The organism is Oceanobacillus aidingensis, from assembly GCF_042654105.1.
Taxonomy (GTDB): domain Bacteria; phylum Bacillota; class Bacilli; order Bacillales; family Amphibacillaceae; genus Oceanobacillus; species Oceanobacillus oncorhynchi.
The window spans coordinates 12981-28459 of record NZ_JBHSFT010000014.1; the positions used below are offsets into that span (position 1 = coordinate 12981).

The following is a 15479-nucleotide window of genomic DNA, read 5'->3' on the forward strand; positions in this document are numbered from 1 at the left end:
GAAGAGAACAGACAATCACAGGAATAAGAGTATAAATGTATATATTTTCCAAATGGACAGAGTCACCTTTATTAGGTCGTTGATTTTTTTGGCAAAAATTACTGAGAACCATTTTACTGAATATTCTTATTATATTTATGCAACGTTAGTGATGTCGAGTGAATAAATTAATGAATTTACTGCTGATGTATATAGGCTGTATCACAAGAAGACCGTCTTTAAAAAATATATATAGAATGGTATCTTTTTTGAGTGACATGTGTTATATTATAAATAACTTAATTGTTCGTGCTAGCAATACAGGATTTATGTCATAACTTTACAATTTATATCATCGTCTTGAATTATTATCAGAACAACCAAAGTAATAAATGTGTGCATTATGCACAATGGAGGAATTTCATATGAACACAGGTTCAGTAAAATGGTTTAACGCAGATAAAGGTTTTGGATTTATCGAAGTTGAAGGTGGAGACGACGTATTCGTACACTTCTCAGCAATTCAAGGCGAAGGTTTTAAAACATTAGAAGAAGGTCAAGCAGTTACTTTCGACATCGAAGAAGGTAACCGTGGACCACAAGCAACTAACGTTGTTAAGTAATAATTTATAATTGATAAAAAGTCTTTCTTTCATAGAAAGGCTTTTTATTTTTACAGACCGCATGATATCAACGGTATTGCGCTATATTGTATTGTCGAGATATTGAATGATAATAAAGGGCTATAAACCTTTTCTTTACAAGGATTTATAGCCTTTTATTATATTTTTATAAAAAGTGAAGTAACCTGAATAGAAGCAGTACATATTGAAAATGATAAAGCCGCTCAAACGGAATCCAAGATTAGCCTATTTAGCAGTTAACACTTCAAAATCCAGCGTATACTGCTCGACGCCGTTCACAATAAGCGTAACCGAATGGATGCCTGTATAATGCTTCCTTGTGCTTAGATTTGCAAAAGAATGTTTTTTTGTGTAAGTCTTCGTTTCGTTTTTCTTTAAAGAAAGCTCGGATATTTGGAATATTTTACGGTTTCGCTTCCCGTTTGCTTTTACATAATCAATGCCATATTCCAGCCGAACCTTGGTTGCTTTTTTTGCCTCAATCTTAAAAGAAAAGACCATATTCCCGCCAATGGAAATAGACGTAGCATCTAACGTAAAGGCGTCAACATCCACGTAATCGGCATCTGCAAATCCAAAGATGGTCAATACATCCCTGTTGCCCTTTTTTAAGAAGTGCCCTGCACCCGTGCTTTACAATCCAATCCGTATGCTCGTTTTGACCGTACCAATCCTGGCAATTTCTACAACCAGGTCAGGATGTGTTTTGGAAATATCGTTTAGGTTATTGGCCACGCTTTTACGGACATACAGTGATGGATCAGCTTTAAGCTGTTCTAAAATACCAAGAACTGGCGATGGGTCTTTTTTGAAACTGACTAATGCTTGTCCCCATGGCAGTTGAGGGCGGCAACCCTCACTGGCAAGCCGCCGGACATGCTCATTGTCATGCCTGGCCCAGGCAGCCATCTGGGACATCATACGCTCTTCATGGTTTATGATAAAAGGTCTCACGGCAAATTCAGAAGAGGAGGATGAGGTATATCTTTCTAACGCAGCAATTGACAAATCCCAATGGCGTTCATCCTGCCCATAGACTTCAACAAAATCTGGTAAATACATGAAAGAAAAGTCGTTAAATCCTGCAGGATAACCCGCAATGACTTCATCAAGGATATCAAGCGCCTGTTCATAATCGGCTGGCAAATACTTTCCTAAATTTATTGCAATTTGCCGCATACGTGCTTTCAATCCTAATTCATTCCATCTTTCGTCCATAATGTCGTTGACAAAATCATCAATCTGAAACGAATGATATACAGATCGAATACTTAAAGCCAGCTCGTGAACGGACTCGTAATTATACTTGTTTTTTAGTAATTCTGCCATATGCTTCTCCTTCTCAAATGGTGTGTAGCCGAGAGTACTCCGCAATTAACGGGATAACAAAGGAATAACTGCCTTTATAGTCAAGCTGATTTACTCCCTTTCACATGCTAGTATGTGGCTATTATAGCTTAATATATGATAAAAGCATAGATACAACCTCATGCTTGAAGTGTATTCCTTTATATATTGATATAAATAATTACAAAAGGCTGTAAAACTTCCTTACTTTCAAGGAGTTGCAGCCATTCATTGTCTGTATAACTATAAATGTTCAAATGATGAAACAAATAACCGCGACTATATACCAATGTTGGAAACATGAATATATAATAGTGTAATGAAACAAGAAGAGATAAAATAAAATATTCATGAAAGTGGTGATGAATACAGCTAAGAATGGGTTACTTAAAATTATTGATGAAACACCTGAACAAGAAGAGGATAAAATTCTGGATTTTGAGGAGTTTTTAAAAGTTAAAAGCGATAAAATCTGAATATTTAACAAAATATAGTGAGAGCAGCAAGAATCGGGCGTAATTGTTGCGCAACAGAGACAGAAAATAGGTATAAAAGTCAAATGGTCTATTTATACAATAAAATAAGAAATTGTTTTGATGAAATGTCTGAGAGAGCTGTATTACAATGAATCTGAGTATGAAAGGTTAGGAGGTAGCGGATGACAAAAGAATTTAAAAAATACATTAAAGAAGTCCAGGCGAAAAAAGACCAAGTAATAGAATGGAGTGCTTACTTAGAGAACGGGCTGTATACGTTGGATAAAGATCTTAGAACTGTTTTTAATACAACAAAAACTGCTCATCCTATGGTTAATAACCTTAAAAATACAAAAAAAGAGGATCAACTTTCACTGGAAATAGAAGATTCCAGGCTGAAGTATTTCAATGGAAGTATCTTATGGTTCTGTATTAATGGCGATATCAAAATTTTTTCAGATGATGAGGTACTTGTCATTTGTACCAATAAAGAAAGTTATCAAATGAAAATCGCAAACTATACTTATTTTTCACCTTTCTTCCGTATCCCCTCATTAATCAATCAAGACGCCAAGCACAACATGTTGATGGAAGAATTCGTTCATTTTGAAGATAAAACAGATAACGATGAAGCTTTCATTTTGAAAAAAATATATGATGATTATCGTAGTTATTTCAATTATCTAACGCTTCATTCAAAGGTTGATTATCAAACGTTGAACCGCTTATTGAACACAAGTTCAAATGGGAAGCATATCCATCAGTTTGAGAAAATAATAGAAAAAGTTTCCCCAGAATTGCTTTCTCTAAATTTGCCGTTTATCAACTTACACGGCGATTTGTGGTCTGATAACATTCTTTTAACTGATGAAGCAGGGGAAAAAACTTTATGGTATATCGACTGGGAAACTGCAGGCAAATATGTTTTCTTCTATGATTTTTTCAAATTTATTTGGAACGAATTAGATGTACACCATAATTATTCCTATTATAAGAGGTATATCGCAGGGGATTTTGATGAAGGATTAACGAGTCTTTTTGCTATTTTCCATTTAACGTTTGAGCCTAAGTACCGGCAATCTTATTTTTGTCTCTTTTTCCTAAATTTTATTCTCAAAGATACAGATAATATGGCGTTTAAATACAAACATGAGGAAATAATTAACTTTGAACGTAAAGTTTTCCCCTTCATGTCTTAAGACGGTATCCATACTATAAAGTGTATAACCTATACTTGAAGAACAGAAAAAACGTACCGCCATCTTCCCTGTAGATAGCGATACGTTTTCCATCAAACATATTTGATTTTTTCCACTTGCTCTAACCCTGCTTAAGATTTCGAAAACGAACAAAACCTTATTTCGCAGGCAACCCAAGCGCTTTGGCTATTCCATCCGCATGCCCTTGTGCTATTTTTTCTATAGATGCAGCACTTTTCAGCTTGTCCGCATCTGCTGCATTATCGATAAACCCATTTTCCGTTAAAATGGCTGGTGCACTCGATTCGCGTAAGACATGTAAATTGGCTTCTTTTTTTCCACGATCGGTGAACCCTGTTTGTTCCACCGTTTCATTGTGGATTGTATTTCTTATGGCGTTGGTTCTCTCCTTATTTTCATAGCTTCCGTTCCATGTAAAAGATTCATAGCCTGTAGAATTACCTGCATTGATATGTATGGAAACAAAAAAGTTAGCTCCCCAATTATTTGCTTCATTTGTTCTCGCATCTAATGACTTGGTTACATCGGACGTCCGTGAAAGTTTAATCGTGTGACTGCTATACTGTTCATTTAAAATGTCTCTGGTTCTCAATGCGATATCCAGCGTTACATCCTTTTCCTGTAAACCGTTCGCTGATGCCCCTGGGTCAGCTCCGCCATGTCCTGGATCGATATAAATGCGCGTGTTTGCTGCTTCTACTGCATGATGGGAAATAGTCATACCTGTTAGGGCAATTCCCAAAATAATAGAAACAAACAGAAGCTTTTTTAAGTCTTGTTTTACTTGTTTGGAAAAGATAATGCTATTCCTCCTTCTTTATAGTTATTCAACCATTTTAGAATCTATTAAAAAATTTGTCGATAGATCGATATGTTGATAGATTGGAAAAATATATTTCCATATATTTAAAATTTGTAAATTAGTGTTTTTTTTCGGGAATCCATGTTAAAAAGTAATAATCATATATTGACTGCTGCTGTAATGTTTAATCTGGATATCATCGCTTTACATCGTCGGTACTAAGATTATAAATGTTGTTTCGATAAGTGTTTACAGCTTTGGAAAAGTGAGTAACCGCTTAGGAAACAGTGTATTTTTGAATTGGAATGCCATTAGATGATAATATAAAATTGGTTTTACATTGTTTTTATTGAGCTTCTTTCCCAATTTCATTGTAAAACAGGAGTTACAATCGGGACGGCAATGACTCTAACTGTTTTTATTAAAATAGGCATATCAAATTCTAAAGTATATATTTTCAGTATTCCTTTAATCTAATATAGGATTAAGGAAGAATTAAATATATTATTATCGAAATGAAAGCTAATCGTTTGATTGGATGAAAGGCAATTATATGGGATATGTCTAATTGCTTTTTTTTGCGGGTGCAGGCATATATAAACTTTAGGATGCGAATCTCGAATACGCCCAACAACCAGTAAGCATTAGTTGATGTCTAGTGCCCTTTGAGCAAAAATTTCACCAAATATATACAAGAATACTCCTTAAGCATTGAAGTTCACATAGATAATAGTTCTGGCAGAAAATTAAGCAAGCAGATTTGTTAGTGAATGGAAATAATATAAAAAGATTTTACAAGGATATACCAATGCATAAAATAAGAATCTACTTTAATATCAACGATTTAGCCTCCTCTCTAAAATTTTTCAATAACAAATTTTCAAATTTTTATAAAAAAGGTATTGCATTATTTTTTTGAATCGAATATACTGTTATATAACAAAACGAAATAATTAATTTTGTTATATAAAAGGAGGGGCTATCAATGATAATGCATGAGAAATGCTCATGTCCTGAATGTGGCAAACAAATTGATTCTGAAAGCTTTATAATGGAATGTGATTATTGTTTGTCAAAAAGGGAAGAGTAAATTTTCAATATACTGTTATAGTACAATAGGTTTTTGTTTTTGTTGTTATGTAATAGAATAGAGGAGGAGTAAAAGGTATGCTAATGAATCAAGCGACGGTACAAATCTTTTATGAAAAGGAATTTCCAGAAATTCTTACACCTGAAGCTTTGAAATTCTTGGGGAAGCTGCACAGTAATTTTAATAATCAGCGAAAAAAGCTATTAGAGTATCGACAGCAGCTACAAAAAGAAATAAATGAAGGAAAACAGCTACAGTTTTTAGAGGATAAAAAGCATATCCGCGAAGGAAATTGGACAATCGGACAATTGCCTAAAGACTTGCAGGATAGAAGAGTAGAAATTACAGGTCCAGTTGATCGAAAAATGATTATTAACGCATTGAATTCTGGAGCTAAAGGTTTTATGGCAGATTTTGAAGATGCCACTTCACCTACTTGGGAAAATATAATGGATGGTCAACTTAACTTAAAAGATGCAATAAGGAGAGAAATTGATTTTGAAGCTGAGAATGGCAAGAGGTATTCATTACAGGATGAAACAGCTGTATTAATGGTTCGCCCGAGGGGATGGCATTTAGACGAAAAGCATATGCAAGTAAACGGTGAGCCAATGTCAGCTAGCTTGGTAGATTTTGGACTATATTTCTTTCATAATACTAAGGAATTATTATCAAGAGGGACAGGGCCATATTTTTACTTGCCGAAAGTGGAAAATCATTTGGAAGCACGCCTTTGGAACGATATCTTTGTGTTTTCACAAAATGAGCTTGGGATTCCTCAAGGCACAATAAAGGCAACTGTATTAATTGAAACGATTACAGCAGCATTTGAAATGAATGAAATATTATACGAAATCCGTGAACATGCGGCTGGCCTGAATTGTGGACGATGGGATTATATATTCAGTTATATTAAGAAGTTCCATCAAAATCCGGAGCGTATTTTATCTGACAGGTCAGCAGTAACTATGGAAGCGCCATTTATGAGGAGTTACTCTTTACTTGCAATTCAAACCTGTCATAAGCGTAATGCAATGGCGATTGGCGGGATGGCAGCACAAATACCAGTAAGAAACGATCCAGCTGCAAATCAGATTGCATTTGACAAGGTCAGGAGGGATAAAGAGCGTGAAGCAACAGATGGACATGATGGGACATGGGTTGCACACCCGGGGATGGTAGAGCTTGTTAAAGATATTTTTGATAATCTGATGCCCACCCCAAATCAAATAAGCAGGAAGCGTGAGGACGTAAAGGTAACTGCTCAAGATCTCTTAGAATTACCAACTGGGGAAATTACAGAAGAAGGGCTGCGAACGAATATTAATGTGGGGATCCGATATACAGCGGCATGGTTATCAGGAAGAGGGGCTGTCCCAATTAATAATTTGATGGAGGATGCAGCAACAGCAGAAATATCCAGAGCTCAAGTGTGGCAATGGGTGCGCTATCCAAAGGGGGTGCTTTCTGACGGACGGAAAGTAACAATAGAGTTTGTTGAGCAATTAATAAAAGAAGAGTTACAGAAAATTGAAAGTCAAATTGGAAAAAAGGCTTTCCAGCACGGAAATTTTGAGCAGGCAGCTGGAATATTTAAAGAGTTAATCAAGCAAGACACTTTTGCTGAATTTTTGACAGTACCAGCATATGAAGAATTGATAAAGGGAGGAAATAATTAATGACAAACGAACGTACGGAAAAATTACAGGAGCAATGGGAAAAAGATTGTCGTTGGGTAGGAATTGAGCGACCATATACTGCGGAAGAGGTAATTCGTCTGAGAGGATCAATTGATTTCGAATATACGTTAGCGATGCGCGGGGCGAAGAAATTATGGAACTTAATAAACCAGGAAGATTATGTAAACGCTTTAGGGGCTTTAACTGGAAACCAGGCTGTACAACAGGTTAAAGCAGGTTTGAAAGCAATCTACTTAAGTGGTTGGCAGGTTGCTGCTGATGCAAATATGGCAGGGCAGATGTATCCAGATCAAAGTCTCTATCCAGTAAATAGTGTTCCAAATGTTGTGAAAAGAATTAATCAAGCATTACAGCGTGCTGATCAAATTCATTATTCAGAAGGGAATAAAGAGATAGATTGGTTTGCTCCGATTGTAGCTGATGCAGAAGCAGGATTCGGCGGTCAGTTAAATGTGTTTGAATTAATGAAAGCAATGATTGAAGCAGGAGCCTCCGGAGTACATTTTGAGGATCAGTTATCTTCAGAGAAAAAATGTGGTCATCTAGGTGGGAAGGTTTTATTGCCTACCCAAACTGCTGTAAATAATTTAATTGCAGCTCGATTTGCAGCAGATGTTATGGGGACACCAACTGTGATTATCGCACGAACAGATGCGAATGCTGCTGATATGATTACAAGTGATATTGACCCTTATGATGCAGAATTTATTACTGGAGAACGGACTTCGGAAGGATTTTATAGAACGAGGTCAGGTCTTGATCAAGCAATTGCACGTGGATTAGCCTACGCTCCATACGCTGACATGATATGGTGTGAAACATCAGAGCCTAATCTTGAGGAAGCACAGCGATTTGCAGATGAAATTCATAAAAATTACCCCAATAAATTATTAGCGTATAATTGTTCGCCATCCTTTAACTGGAAACAAAAACTTTCTGATGAACAGATTGCCAATTTCCAAAGAGAGCTTGGAAAAATGGGTTATAAATTTCAATTTGTTACATTAGCAGGCTTCCATGCTTTGAATCATAGCATGTTTGAGCTAGCGAGAAGATACAAGGATGAAGGCATGGCGGCATACTCTGAATTGCAGCAGAATGAATTTGCGAGTGAGAAGTATGGGTACAGCGCAACACGGCATCAGCGTGAAGTAGGTACTGGCTATTTTGATGAAGTGGCACAGGTTATCTCTGGTGGGTCTGCATCTACGACTGCCTTGAGGGGCTCAACCGAGGCGGAGCAGTTTACGAGATGATTGAAACATAGAACAGAAAGTAATCCCCAAAAAGAGGAATTTCGCATCGAGTTTTAATGCGAAATTCCTCTTTTTTAAAATCATTTATACTTCTTTCCCATTTTACATTATAAAATATTTTCCAGTCAGGACGACCCCCAAAATGATAGAAACAAAAAGGAACTTATTGCATGCTCGTTTTACTTGTTTTGAAAAGCTGTTAAATATACGACTCCTAAGATTCCTCCGAATAGTGACCATTTTGGTGCTTCCACCGCATAGGAAAGTTTCCCTTTGTTTATAGTCTTTCTATTTAAATAGCAATCGTAAATAAAACAGCAAGTCAAGCCCATTCATTTTCTAGGTGAACGCATACATTAAAAGTGGATGTGAAAAGAGAAAGGAATGAGCATGAATATGGATGAGATGAATATGCCTTCTGTACAACAAAATAATCAATATGGAATGATGGATTCCCGACTCTTTTTTGGAGGGCCAAGGCCCTGGGGCCCGGGATTTTTCGGCCCAGGATTTGTTCCGGGATTCGGCCCGGGTTTTTATGGACCTGGTTTTATTGGCCCGGGTTTTGGAGGTCCGTATTATGGAAATCCAGTTTTCCAATATGGTTTACCCTTTTTGGGCGGAGTAATCACAGGTATGGCGATTGATAATTTTCCTCGTTATAGCCCATATGGGTATGAAGCTCCTTATTGGGAAGGAAATCAGTCTAGTTAAGTAAAAAAATGGTCCTGCTGTGAAGAGAGTATTTCCTGCAGAAGTCTTGTATGAAATTTGGCGAAGATATCCCTCGTTGTAAAATGGATGAAATCGGAAGAGAAGTGAACGATAAGAACAGCTGAAAAAGGCATTCCAGACTCATTCGTTTGGAATGCCTTTTCACAAAGGATTTTTACGTACGAATAAAAGATAACTTAACAACCCTCCGAGATTGGCAATTACCATGGTGACCCCCATTGGAACGGCTGTGCTTTCTCCAGAAATTCCTACAAAGGGAATCGCGATGCCGCCTAATAGATAAGGCAGAATTCCTAAGAAAGCTGATGCGCTCCCTGCATGCTTTTTCTGATTGCGCATGGCTAAAGAAAAAGTTAAAGGCGTGCTGATCCCAGTACAGGAAACAACCAAAAATAAAGGAATACTAAATAAAGTAGAGATGCACAGTCCGATGTATAAGAGTTTATCTTCTTCTATTTTTTTAGTAATCCGACCGATGATTCTGGTGCCGAGAATAATTCCGGCGCCATTTAAAGCAAACAAGAAGCTGAACATTTGCGGTGATACTCCGTAAATGGATTGATAAATAAACGGCGTACCAGAAACATTAGCAAAGACACCTGCCATGATTAACCCTTGGGTCAGCCCGTAGCCTAAAAATCGTTTATTCTTTGTTAATTTGCCAAACGTAATCAAGGTTTCTTTGATATTTCCATCGACCCGATTGGAGGCTGGATTTATTTCGGGCAGAACGATAAAGATAAATGCCAATATGGCCAACGTCAGAAAGCCAAGCAATAGAAAAATGCCCTGCCAATTTGTGAAGTTGAGAACTGCTCCGCCGAAAATGGGAGCTAAAATAGGCCCGACTCCAACAAAAAGGGTGATTAATCCATATAGTTTGGTTAAATCCTTACCAGAATAGATATCCCGGACGATTGCTCTGGAAATGACGACTCCTGCTGAAGCAGTCAACCCTTCAAAAAATCTAGCAGCAATGAAAAGCCAGATGGAGGGTGCGAAGATGCATAAGACAGAAGCAAATACATACAGAATCAATGCAGAAATAAGAGGCATTTTTCTCCCGCGCTTATCACTTAATGGACCAAAAACAATTTGTCCGGCTGCAAGACCTAATAAACAAAAGGTCAAGCTTAACTGGACATTCGAAGCGCTTGTTCCAAACGCATTAGCAATCGTTGGAAAACTCGGCAGGTACATAGACCGTCAACGAACCAAATGCCGCTAAAATACCTAATAGGGTACTTATAGCTATTTTTCTGGAATTTGAAATGGTATTTTTAGAAATGCTGTTTGCGGATTCCATGTAATTCAATCACCCTATTCATTAGTTTCTCTTTTACTTTTTACAGTTTAGATTAACAAAGAATGGCGCAGGTGTATAATACCTAAAATAGAAGAGGTGATGCCTTATAAGCATATTCACAAATTTAATAGGCATTAGACGATATAGATACGCAGCAGTAAAATAGTAACTGTAAAGGATAATAAGTATAGATACAGTATTTCCAGGTGTTTATTCAGTTATAGAATAGATAACTTGGAAGGAGAAAAACGTAACAAGAGGAAGCAGAAATTTCTTAGATCCATATCCGAAATGGGAGGAATAAAGAATGGCAAAGAATGAAGAAGTTAAAAATGGCGTGATTTTTCCAGCAGGAGAAAAAAATGATGCATTTGCGTAATATTTTGTAGGCCAAAGCTATTTGCAAAGCTTAGTTGCCGATCCGAAAATCAATGTAGGTGTCGGTAATGTCACATTTGAACCTGGATGCCGTAACAATTGGCATATCCATCATGATGGATATCAATTATTGCTGGTAACTGGCGGCGAAGGATGGTATCAGGAAGAAGGAAAAACGGCACAATTCTTAAAGCCTGGTGATGTGGTCGTAACGCATGATGGTGTCAAGCATTGGCATGGTGCAACCAAAGACAGCTGGTTTGAGCATATTGCCATCACAGCTGGAACGCCAGAATGGCTAGAGCCTGTATCGGATGAAATTTACCTGAAATTAGAAGAAAATAAATAATAGAAAGAGGGATGAATCATGGCAAAGAAGCAAACAGCAGGGCGTGACAATTTAGGAGAATTCGCTCCTCAATTTGCAGTATTGAATGATGATGTTTTATTTGGTGAAGTATGGTCTAGAGAGTCCGAATTGTCTCTGCGTGACCGCAGCATGATTACTTGTGCAAGCTTAATGACCCAAGGTGTACCGCAATTAGAAGCACATTTAAAAATGGCAAAACAAAATGGCGTAACCAAAGAAGAAATCGTGGAATTGATTACGCATGTTGCATTTTATACAGGGTGGCCAAAAGCTTGGTCTGCCTTTAATTTAGCAAAAGAAATTTTTGATGAAGCTTAAGTGGAAGACTAGCATATAATCAAAAAAATGATGAAAATCTTAAATATAGAATTGCTCGCAATTGGCTCCCTTTAATATGAAGAGATAGGATGAATCCTCTCTTTTCATATAAAGGGAGTCTTTTTGTCTGATTAATTTTCATCTAACTGGTCAGACTGGACTGTCCATGCAGCTTTATTCTGATAATCTCTGTTATTTGAAGTATAAAGACCAAAGAAAATAATATAGTCATCTGCACCCTCACGCATAGAAATAGCAATCTTATGATTTGCTTCTTCCCCCGGATCTAAGGAGGCAGCGTTTGTTGGATTGTCAGAGTCGATATTATTGTGGTCATCGAGATACCAAGCACCCATTCCGAGCCGATCTCCTTTTGTCAGTTCGTCATTCAGGAAGACGGATTCATCTGCTCCTAAAGCTGCATCTGGTTTTTCAATTTTTATATTACTATCTCCCAGATTCTCGAATGTGAAATCACCGATCAGATAAAATTCATCTCCGTCTTTCGTTTCTGCTCCAAGATCCTGTGTTTTTTCCACACTGTTTAACGTTACAGCAAGCGGAAGGTTTTCCGACTGTGTGATGACATAGCCTTTGTCTCCCATTTCAAGTCCCATTTGATCTTCCAGTTCGATTGGGTCAGCATCGGCGTCACGGATTACTTCTTCCGGAAGATTTGCGCCCGCTTCTTGATTTTCACTATCATCTTCCTGATTGCCAGCGGTGTTGGTATCGGAAGCTTCACTTTCATCGTTTTCTCCGCCACATGCCATTAATAATAATGCGCTTACAAATAAAATCATCATAATCAATACATACTTTTTCATTACGTAACACCTCCTCCTTCATTATGGTGGATAAATAATATCATATATTACCATACCATGGAGGATTGGTTATTTCTATGTACCTAATTAAAAGGGTCAGGAAATAGTTAAAGAAAAATTCCCTTTATTTTACAATTTGTATTGATGTGAAATTAATTTTATAAATCCTTTAAAATGCTTTATGTTGGGGTGGATAATCGAGGTTCAAGCCCGCTGAAGGAAGTTTCACTTTATGTAGGAGATAATTTTTTCTGCAATTTTAACTGTATTTTTTAGACTTAAATAAGATTCATATTGGCACTAATGTTGCGATTGGTCCGAGAGTCAGCATTTACACTGCACTGCATCCCATTAATAGAGAGGGAAGGAATACTGGTCTAGAATATGCCTTGCCCGTTACGATTGAAGATGATGTTTGGATAGCGGGGGATGTTGTAATCAATCCAGGGGTAACTATTGGTGAAGGAAGTGTGATAGGTTCCGGATCTGTCGTGACAAAAAGCATACCAAAAAATGTTGTTGCTTTGGGGAATCCCTGTAGCGTTCATAGAGAAATTACAGAAAAAGATAAAAATGATTGGGAGGCAATGTACGAAGCGTATCAAGCAAGTATAGAATAAAGGTATTCATAATAATTGTTGTAGTGAATGGAAGAGCAGAGGAACGAATTCTGTTATTATGGATTTAATGATACTAACTCAGTGCACTTGTGACGAAAAAAGCAATATCCAGCAGGTGCATACTTATTTAAATGGATTATAAAATCTCGGACTAGATTTCTGCCATCCGAAGGGAGAGAAAAAATATGAAAATAGAACACGTGGCAATTTGGGTGAAGGATTTAGAAAAGATGAAGGAATTTTATGAAACGTATTTTCAAGCGGTTGCAGGTGAGAAGTATCATAATGAAAAGAAGGGCTTTGAATCCTATTTTCTAATATTTGATACATCTGCACGCTTAGAAATCATGCGCAGATCAGATATTGAACAATCCGCTTCTGCTGAGCTGTTAGGATGGGCTCATATTGCTCTTTCGCTGGGCAGTAAAGAGCTCGTTGACCAAATAACTGACAGATTAAAAAAGGATGGCTACCCGCTTGTAAATGGTCCGCGTGTGACTGGGGACGGGTATTATGAAAGTGTCTTTGAGGACCCGGAAGGTAACTTGATAGAATTGACTGTGTAATAGGAGAAGCCGATGGATATAGGGTTGCTTCGGATTCCGTCGTCATAAAGGAAGTGCCCGATAATATTTTAATTGCCGGGAATCCAGCAAGCATATTAGAAAACATAGATGGTATGAATTTGATACAAAGTATGAAGGAGCTTATGGAAATGAAAACAGAAAAAGAAAAAATGTTAGCTGGAGAAATGTATGATCCGGAGGACCCCGTTTTATTAAAAGAGCGTCAAGAAGCGAGAGGAAAGGTTCGGCTATATAATCAAACGCTGGAAACAGAAGAAGAAAAACGCTCGAAATTATTGAAGGAACTGTTTGGTGCCACTGGAGAAAAAGTGTATATGGAGCCGAATATCAGATTTGATTACAGCAGTAACACCTACGTAGGAGAAAACTTCTTTGCCAACTTCGACTGTACGATTTTGGATGTATGTGAAGTTCGATTTGGGGATAATTGTGTGCTTGCGCCTGGGGTTCAAATTTATACTGCAACCCATCCTATTGATCCAGCCGAGCGTAATTCAGGAAAAGAATACGCAAAGCCGATTACGATTGGAAACAATGTTTGGATCGGGGGAAGTGCAGTCATTAATCCGGGAGTAACTGTCGGAGATAATGCGGTTATTGCATCCGGTGCGGTTGTTGTGAAGGATGTACCGGATAATGTAGTCGTTGGCGAGAATCCGGCCAGGGTTATCAAAATTGTGAAAGATGAAGCGGACGAAAAAGTCTCGGAAAGTGTTCTGACATGAGAATGGGAAAAGAAAAACCGGGCGCGGACGTCCGGTTTTTTCTTGATTAAGACTTCACCTTCTCTGGAAATAGGTTGATAAAAGCCGTCAAAGATGCCGGAATATACCTGTCTTTTCTATAAATAAATATGGTTTTCACTTTTTCGTATGGATGAGGGATAGAGTGTTGTTTCAGGCTTCTCTCTTGTATATACTTGGAAACAACACTTAATGGAAGCAGGCTTAGGCCAAGTCCGGCCGATACACACCCAATAATTGCCTCCATTGTTCCGAGCTCCATAATTTTAGCAGGAATCAACCCCTCCTGATGCAGCCAATGTTCAAGCTTTTCCCGGTAAGCACACCCTGAACGGAAGACGAGTATGGTATCGGTTTGAATATCTTCGATGGAAGAGATATCCGGATGCTTCGTATCGGTTATCAGAACCATTTCCTCTTCGAATACTTCCTTTTGGATGAGAGCAGGGTGCTCAACAGGTGCGGCAATAAATGCACCGTCGATCTGATGCTGAAGCACACCCTGGATATTTTGTTCGGTAGGACCTGTTTTTAAGGTTAAATCCACTTTGGGAAAAGTCTGATGATACGTTGAAAGAAAAGGCGGTAAACGCACGGCCGCAGTTGTTTCCATTGATCCGATAATTAACGATCCGTCGGGTGTCTGGTCATCCTTCATCGCCGCTTCTGTCTCTTCTATCAGATGGAATATTTTTTCGCTGTATGCTAAAAGCAAGCTTCCTTTGTCCGTCAATGTCATCCCGCGATTATATCTATAAAAAAGGGGGCTTTGCAGGCTTTTCTCCAATTGCTGAATTTTCATGGTAATGTTTGATTGTGCATATTGGAGCTCTTTTGCAGCCTGTGAAATACTCCCCAGCCTCGCAACCATACGAAAAATGTTTAATAAATGCAAATCCATATAAGTCCCTCCCCCGGTTTTCTTTGCTATCTAATGTATTGATATCCAATATCATAATTACGTATTATTCAATATACCAAAAAAATTGTATAATTTATATATCATTATTTAATCGAAAACCATATAGTCCACAATGAAATGCTGCATGATAAGAAGAATAGAGGCGTAAAGGAAAAGAAT

The 15479-nt window shown here is 37.7% G+C and carries 12 protein-coding genes and 3 pseudogenes; 10 read left to right on the forward strand and 5 right to left on the reverse strand.

Going from position 1 to position 15479, the window contains the following annotated elements; translation table 11 throughout:
* Positions 1–404 precede the first annotated feature (404 nt).
* Positions 405–602, forward strand: coding sequence for a cold-shock protein (locus tag ACFO3P_RS09555; protein WP_042532689.1), 198 nt, complete (start codon positions 405–407; stop codon positions 600–602).
* A gap of 246 nt (positions 603–848) precedes the next feature.
* Here ACFO3P_RS09555 and ACFO3P_RS09560 read toward each other — a convergent pair.
* A pseudogene (locus tag ACFO3P_RS09560) lies at positions 849–1952 on the reverse strand (DNA alkylation repair protein).
* 676 nt (positions 1953–2628) lie between these two features.
* On the opposite strand from ACFO3P_RS09560, the gene ACFO3P_RS09565 reads away from it, so the two are divergent.
* Positions 2629–3645: a phosphotransferase gene (locus ACFO3P_RS09565; RefSeq protein WP_212929576.1), complete on the forward strand. Its 1017-nt coding sequence runs from the start codon at positions 2629–2631 to the stop codon at positions 3643–3645.
* A gap of 160 nt (positions 3646–3805) precedes the next feature.
* Here the strand turns inward: ACFO3P_RS09565 and ACFO3P_RS09570 are convergent.
* Positions 3806–4387, reverse strand: a pseudogene (locus ACFO3P_RS09570) (N-acetylmuramoyl-L-alanine amidase family protein); the annotation flags it as partial.
* 1248 nt (positions 4388–5635) lie between these two features.
* Here ACFO3P_RS09570 and aceB point away from each other — a divergent pair.
* From aceB to ACFO3P_RS09585, 3 genes are all read left to right on the forward strand, one after another.
* Positions 5636–7237 carry a malate synthase A gene (aceB, locus tag ACFO3P_RS09575; protein ID WP_193063156.1) on the forward strand — a complete coding sequence of 534 codons (1602 nt, stop codon included), beginning with the start codon at positions 5636–5638 and terminating at the stop codon, positions 7235–7237.
* Positions 7237–8514 carry an isocitrate lyase gene (aceA, locus tag ACFO3P_RS09580; protein ID WP_193063158.1) on the forward strand — a complete coding sequence of 426 codons (1278 nt, stop codon included), beginning with the start codon at positions 7237–7239 and terminating at the stop codon, positions 8512–8514. Before aceB ends, aceA begins: the two co-directional genes overlap by 1 nt.
* Before the next feature lie 384 nt (positions 8515–8898).
* Complete coding sequence (locus ACFO3P_RS09585) at positions 8899–9228, forward strand: hypothetical protein (protein WP_226894790.1); 330 nt, start codon at positions 8899–8901, stop codon at positions 9226–9228.
* A gap of 162 nt (positions 9229–9390) precedes the next feature.
* Here ACFO3P_RS09585 and ACFO3P_RS09590 read toward each other — a convergent pair whose 3' ends face one another.
* Positions 9391–10449, reverse strand: coding sequence for a multidrug effflux MFS transporter (locus tag ACFO3P_RS09590; protein WP_319022539.1), 1059 nt, complete (start codon positions 10447–10449; stop codon positions 9391–9393).
* 413 nt (positions 10450–10862) lie between these two features.
* On the opposite strand from ACFO3P_RS09590, the pseudogene ACFO3P_RS09595 reads away from it, so the two are divergent.
* Together ACFO3P_RS09595 and ACFO3P_RS09600 are read left to right on the forward strand one after the other, a co-directional pair.
* Positions 10863–11282 (forward strand): annotated as a pseudogene (locus ACFO3P_RS09595) (cupin domain-containing protein).
* Between the two features lie 18 nt (positions 11283–11300).
* Positions 11301–11621 (forward strand): carboxymuconolactone decarboxylase family protein, encoded by a 321-nt coding sequence (locus tag ACFO3P_RS09600; protein WP_193063159.1) that lies wholly within the window; start codon positions 11301–11303, stop codon positions 11619–11621.
* Positions 11622–11752: 131 nt separating this feature from the next.
* Here ACFO3P_RS09600 and ACFO3P_RS09605 read toward each other — a convergent pair whose 3' ends face one another.
* Positions 11753–12448 carry a hypothetical protein gene (locus ACFO3P_RS09605; RefSeq protein WP_042532696.1) on the reverse strand — a complete coding sequence of 232 codons (696 nt, stop codon included), beginning with the start codon at positions 12446–12448 and terminating at the stop codon, positions 11753–11755.
* 389 nt (positions 12449–12837) lie between these two features.
* Here ACFO3P_RS09605 and ACFO3P_RS09610 point away from each other — a divergent pair, with 389 nt between their 5' ends.
* The 3 genes from ACFO3P_RS09610 (at position 12838) to ACFO3P_RS09620 (ending at position 14380) form a co-directional block, all read left to right on the forward strand.
* Positions 12838–13068: a DapH/DapD/GlmU-related protein gene (locus tag ACFO3P_RS09610; protein WP_052485002.1), complete on the forward strand. Its 231-nt coding sequence runs from the start codon at positions 12838–12840 to the stop codon at positions 13066–13068.
* Positions 13069–13253: 185 nt separating this feature from the next.
* Positions 13254–13634 (forward strand): VOC family protein, encoded by a 381-nt coding sequence (locus ACFO3P_RS09615; protein WP_042532698.1) that lies wholly within the window; start codon positions 13254–13256, stop codon positions 13632–13634.
* 149 nt (positions 13635–13783) lie between these two features.
* Entirely contained in the window at positions 13784–14380 is a 597-nt protein-coding gene (locus tag ACFO3P_RS09620; RefSeq protein ID WP_193063161.1) for a sugar O-acetyltransferase, read from the forward strand.
* Between the two features lie 46 nt (positions 14381–14426).
* On the opposite strand, the gene ACFO3P_RS09625 is transcribed toward ACFO3P_RS09620, so the two are convergent.
* Positions 14427–15299: a LysR family transcriptional regulator gene (locus ACFO3P_RS09625; RefSeq protein ID WP_193063163.1), complete on the reverse strand. Its 873-nt coding sequence runs from the start codon at positions 15297–15299 to the stop codon at positions 14427–14429.
* Positions 15300–15479 lie beyond the last annotated feature (180 nt).

Bases quoted from the DNA above. Each gene is read 5' to 3' on its own strand.
- ACFO3P_RS09555 (WP_042532689.1), top strand. From the start codon at position 405: ATGAACACAGGTTCAGTAAAATGGTTTAACGCAGATAAAGGTTTTGGA.
- ACFO3P_RS09565 (WP_212929576.1), top strand. From the start codon at position 2,629: ATGACAAAAGAATTTAAAAAATACATTAAAGAAGTCCAGGCGAAAAAA.
- aceB (WP_193063156.1), top strand. From the start codon at position 5,636: ATGCTAATGAATCAAGCGACGGTACAAATCTTTTATGAAAAGGAATTT.
- aceA (WP_193063158.1), top strand. From the start codon at position 7,237: ATGACAAACGAACGTACGGAAAAATTACAGGAGCAATGGGAAAAAGAT.
- ACFO3P_RS09585 (WP_226894790.1), top strand. From the start codon at position 8,899: ATGAGCATGAATATGGATGAGATGAATATGCCTTCTGTACAACAAAAT.
- ACFO3P_RS09590 (WP_319022539.1), bottom strand. From the start codon at position 10,449: ATGTACCTGCCGAGTTTTCCAACGATTGCTAATGCGTTTGGAACAAGC.
- ACFO3P_RS09600 (WP_193063159.1), top strand. From the start codon at position 11,301: ATGGCAAAGAAGCAAACAGCAGGGCGTGACAATTTAGGAGAATTCGCT.
- ACFO3P_RS09605 (WP_042532696.1), bottom strand. From the start codon at position 12,448: ATGAAAAAGTATGTATTGATTATGATGATTTTATTTGTAAGCGCATTA.
- ACFO3P_RS09615 (WP_042532698.1), top strand. From the start codon at position 13,254: ATGAAAATAGAACACGTGGCAATTTGGGTGAAGGATTTAGAAAAGATG.
- ACFO3P_RS09620 (WP_193063161.1), top strand. From the start codon at position 13,784: ATGAAAACAGAAAAAGAAAAAATGTTAGCTGGAGAAATGTATGATCCG.
- ACFO3P_RS09625 (WP_193063163.1), bottom strand. From the start codon at position 15,299: ATGGATTTGCATTTATTAAACATTTTTCGTATGGTTGCGAGGCTGGGG.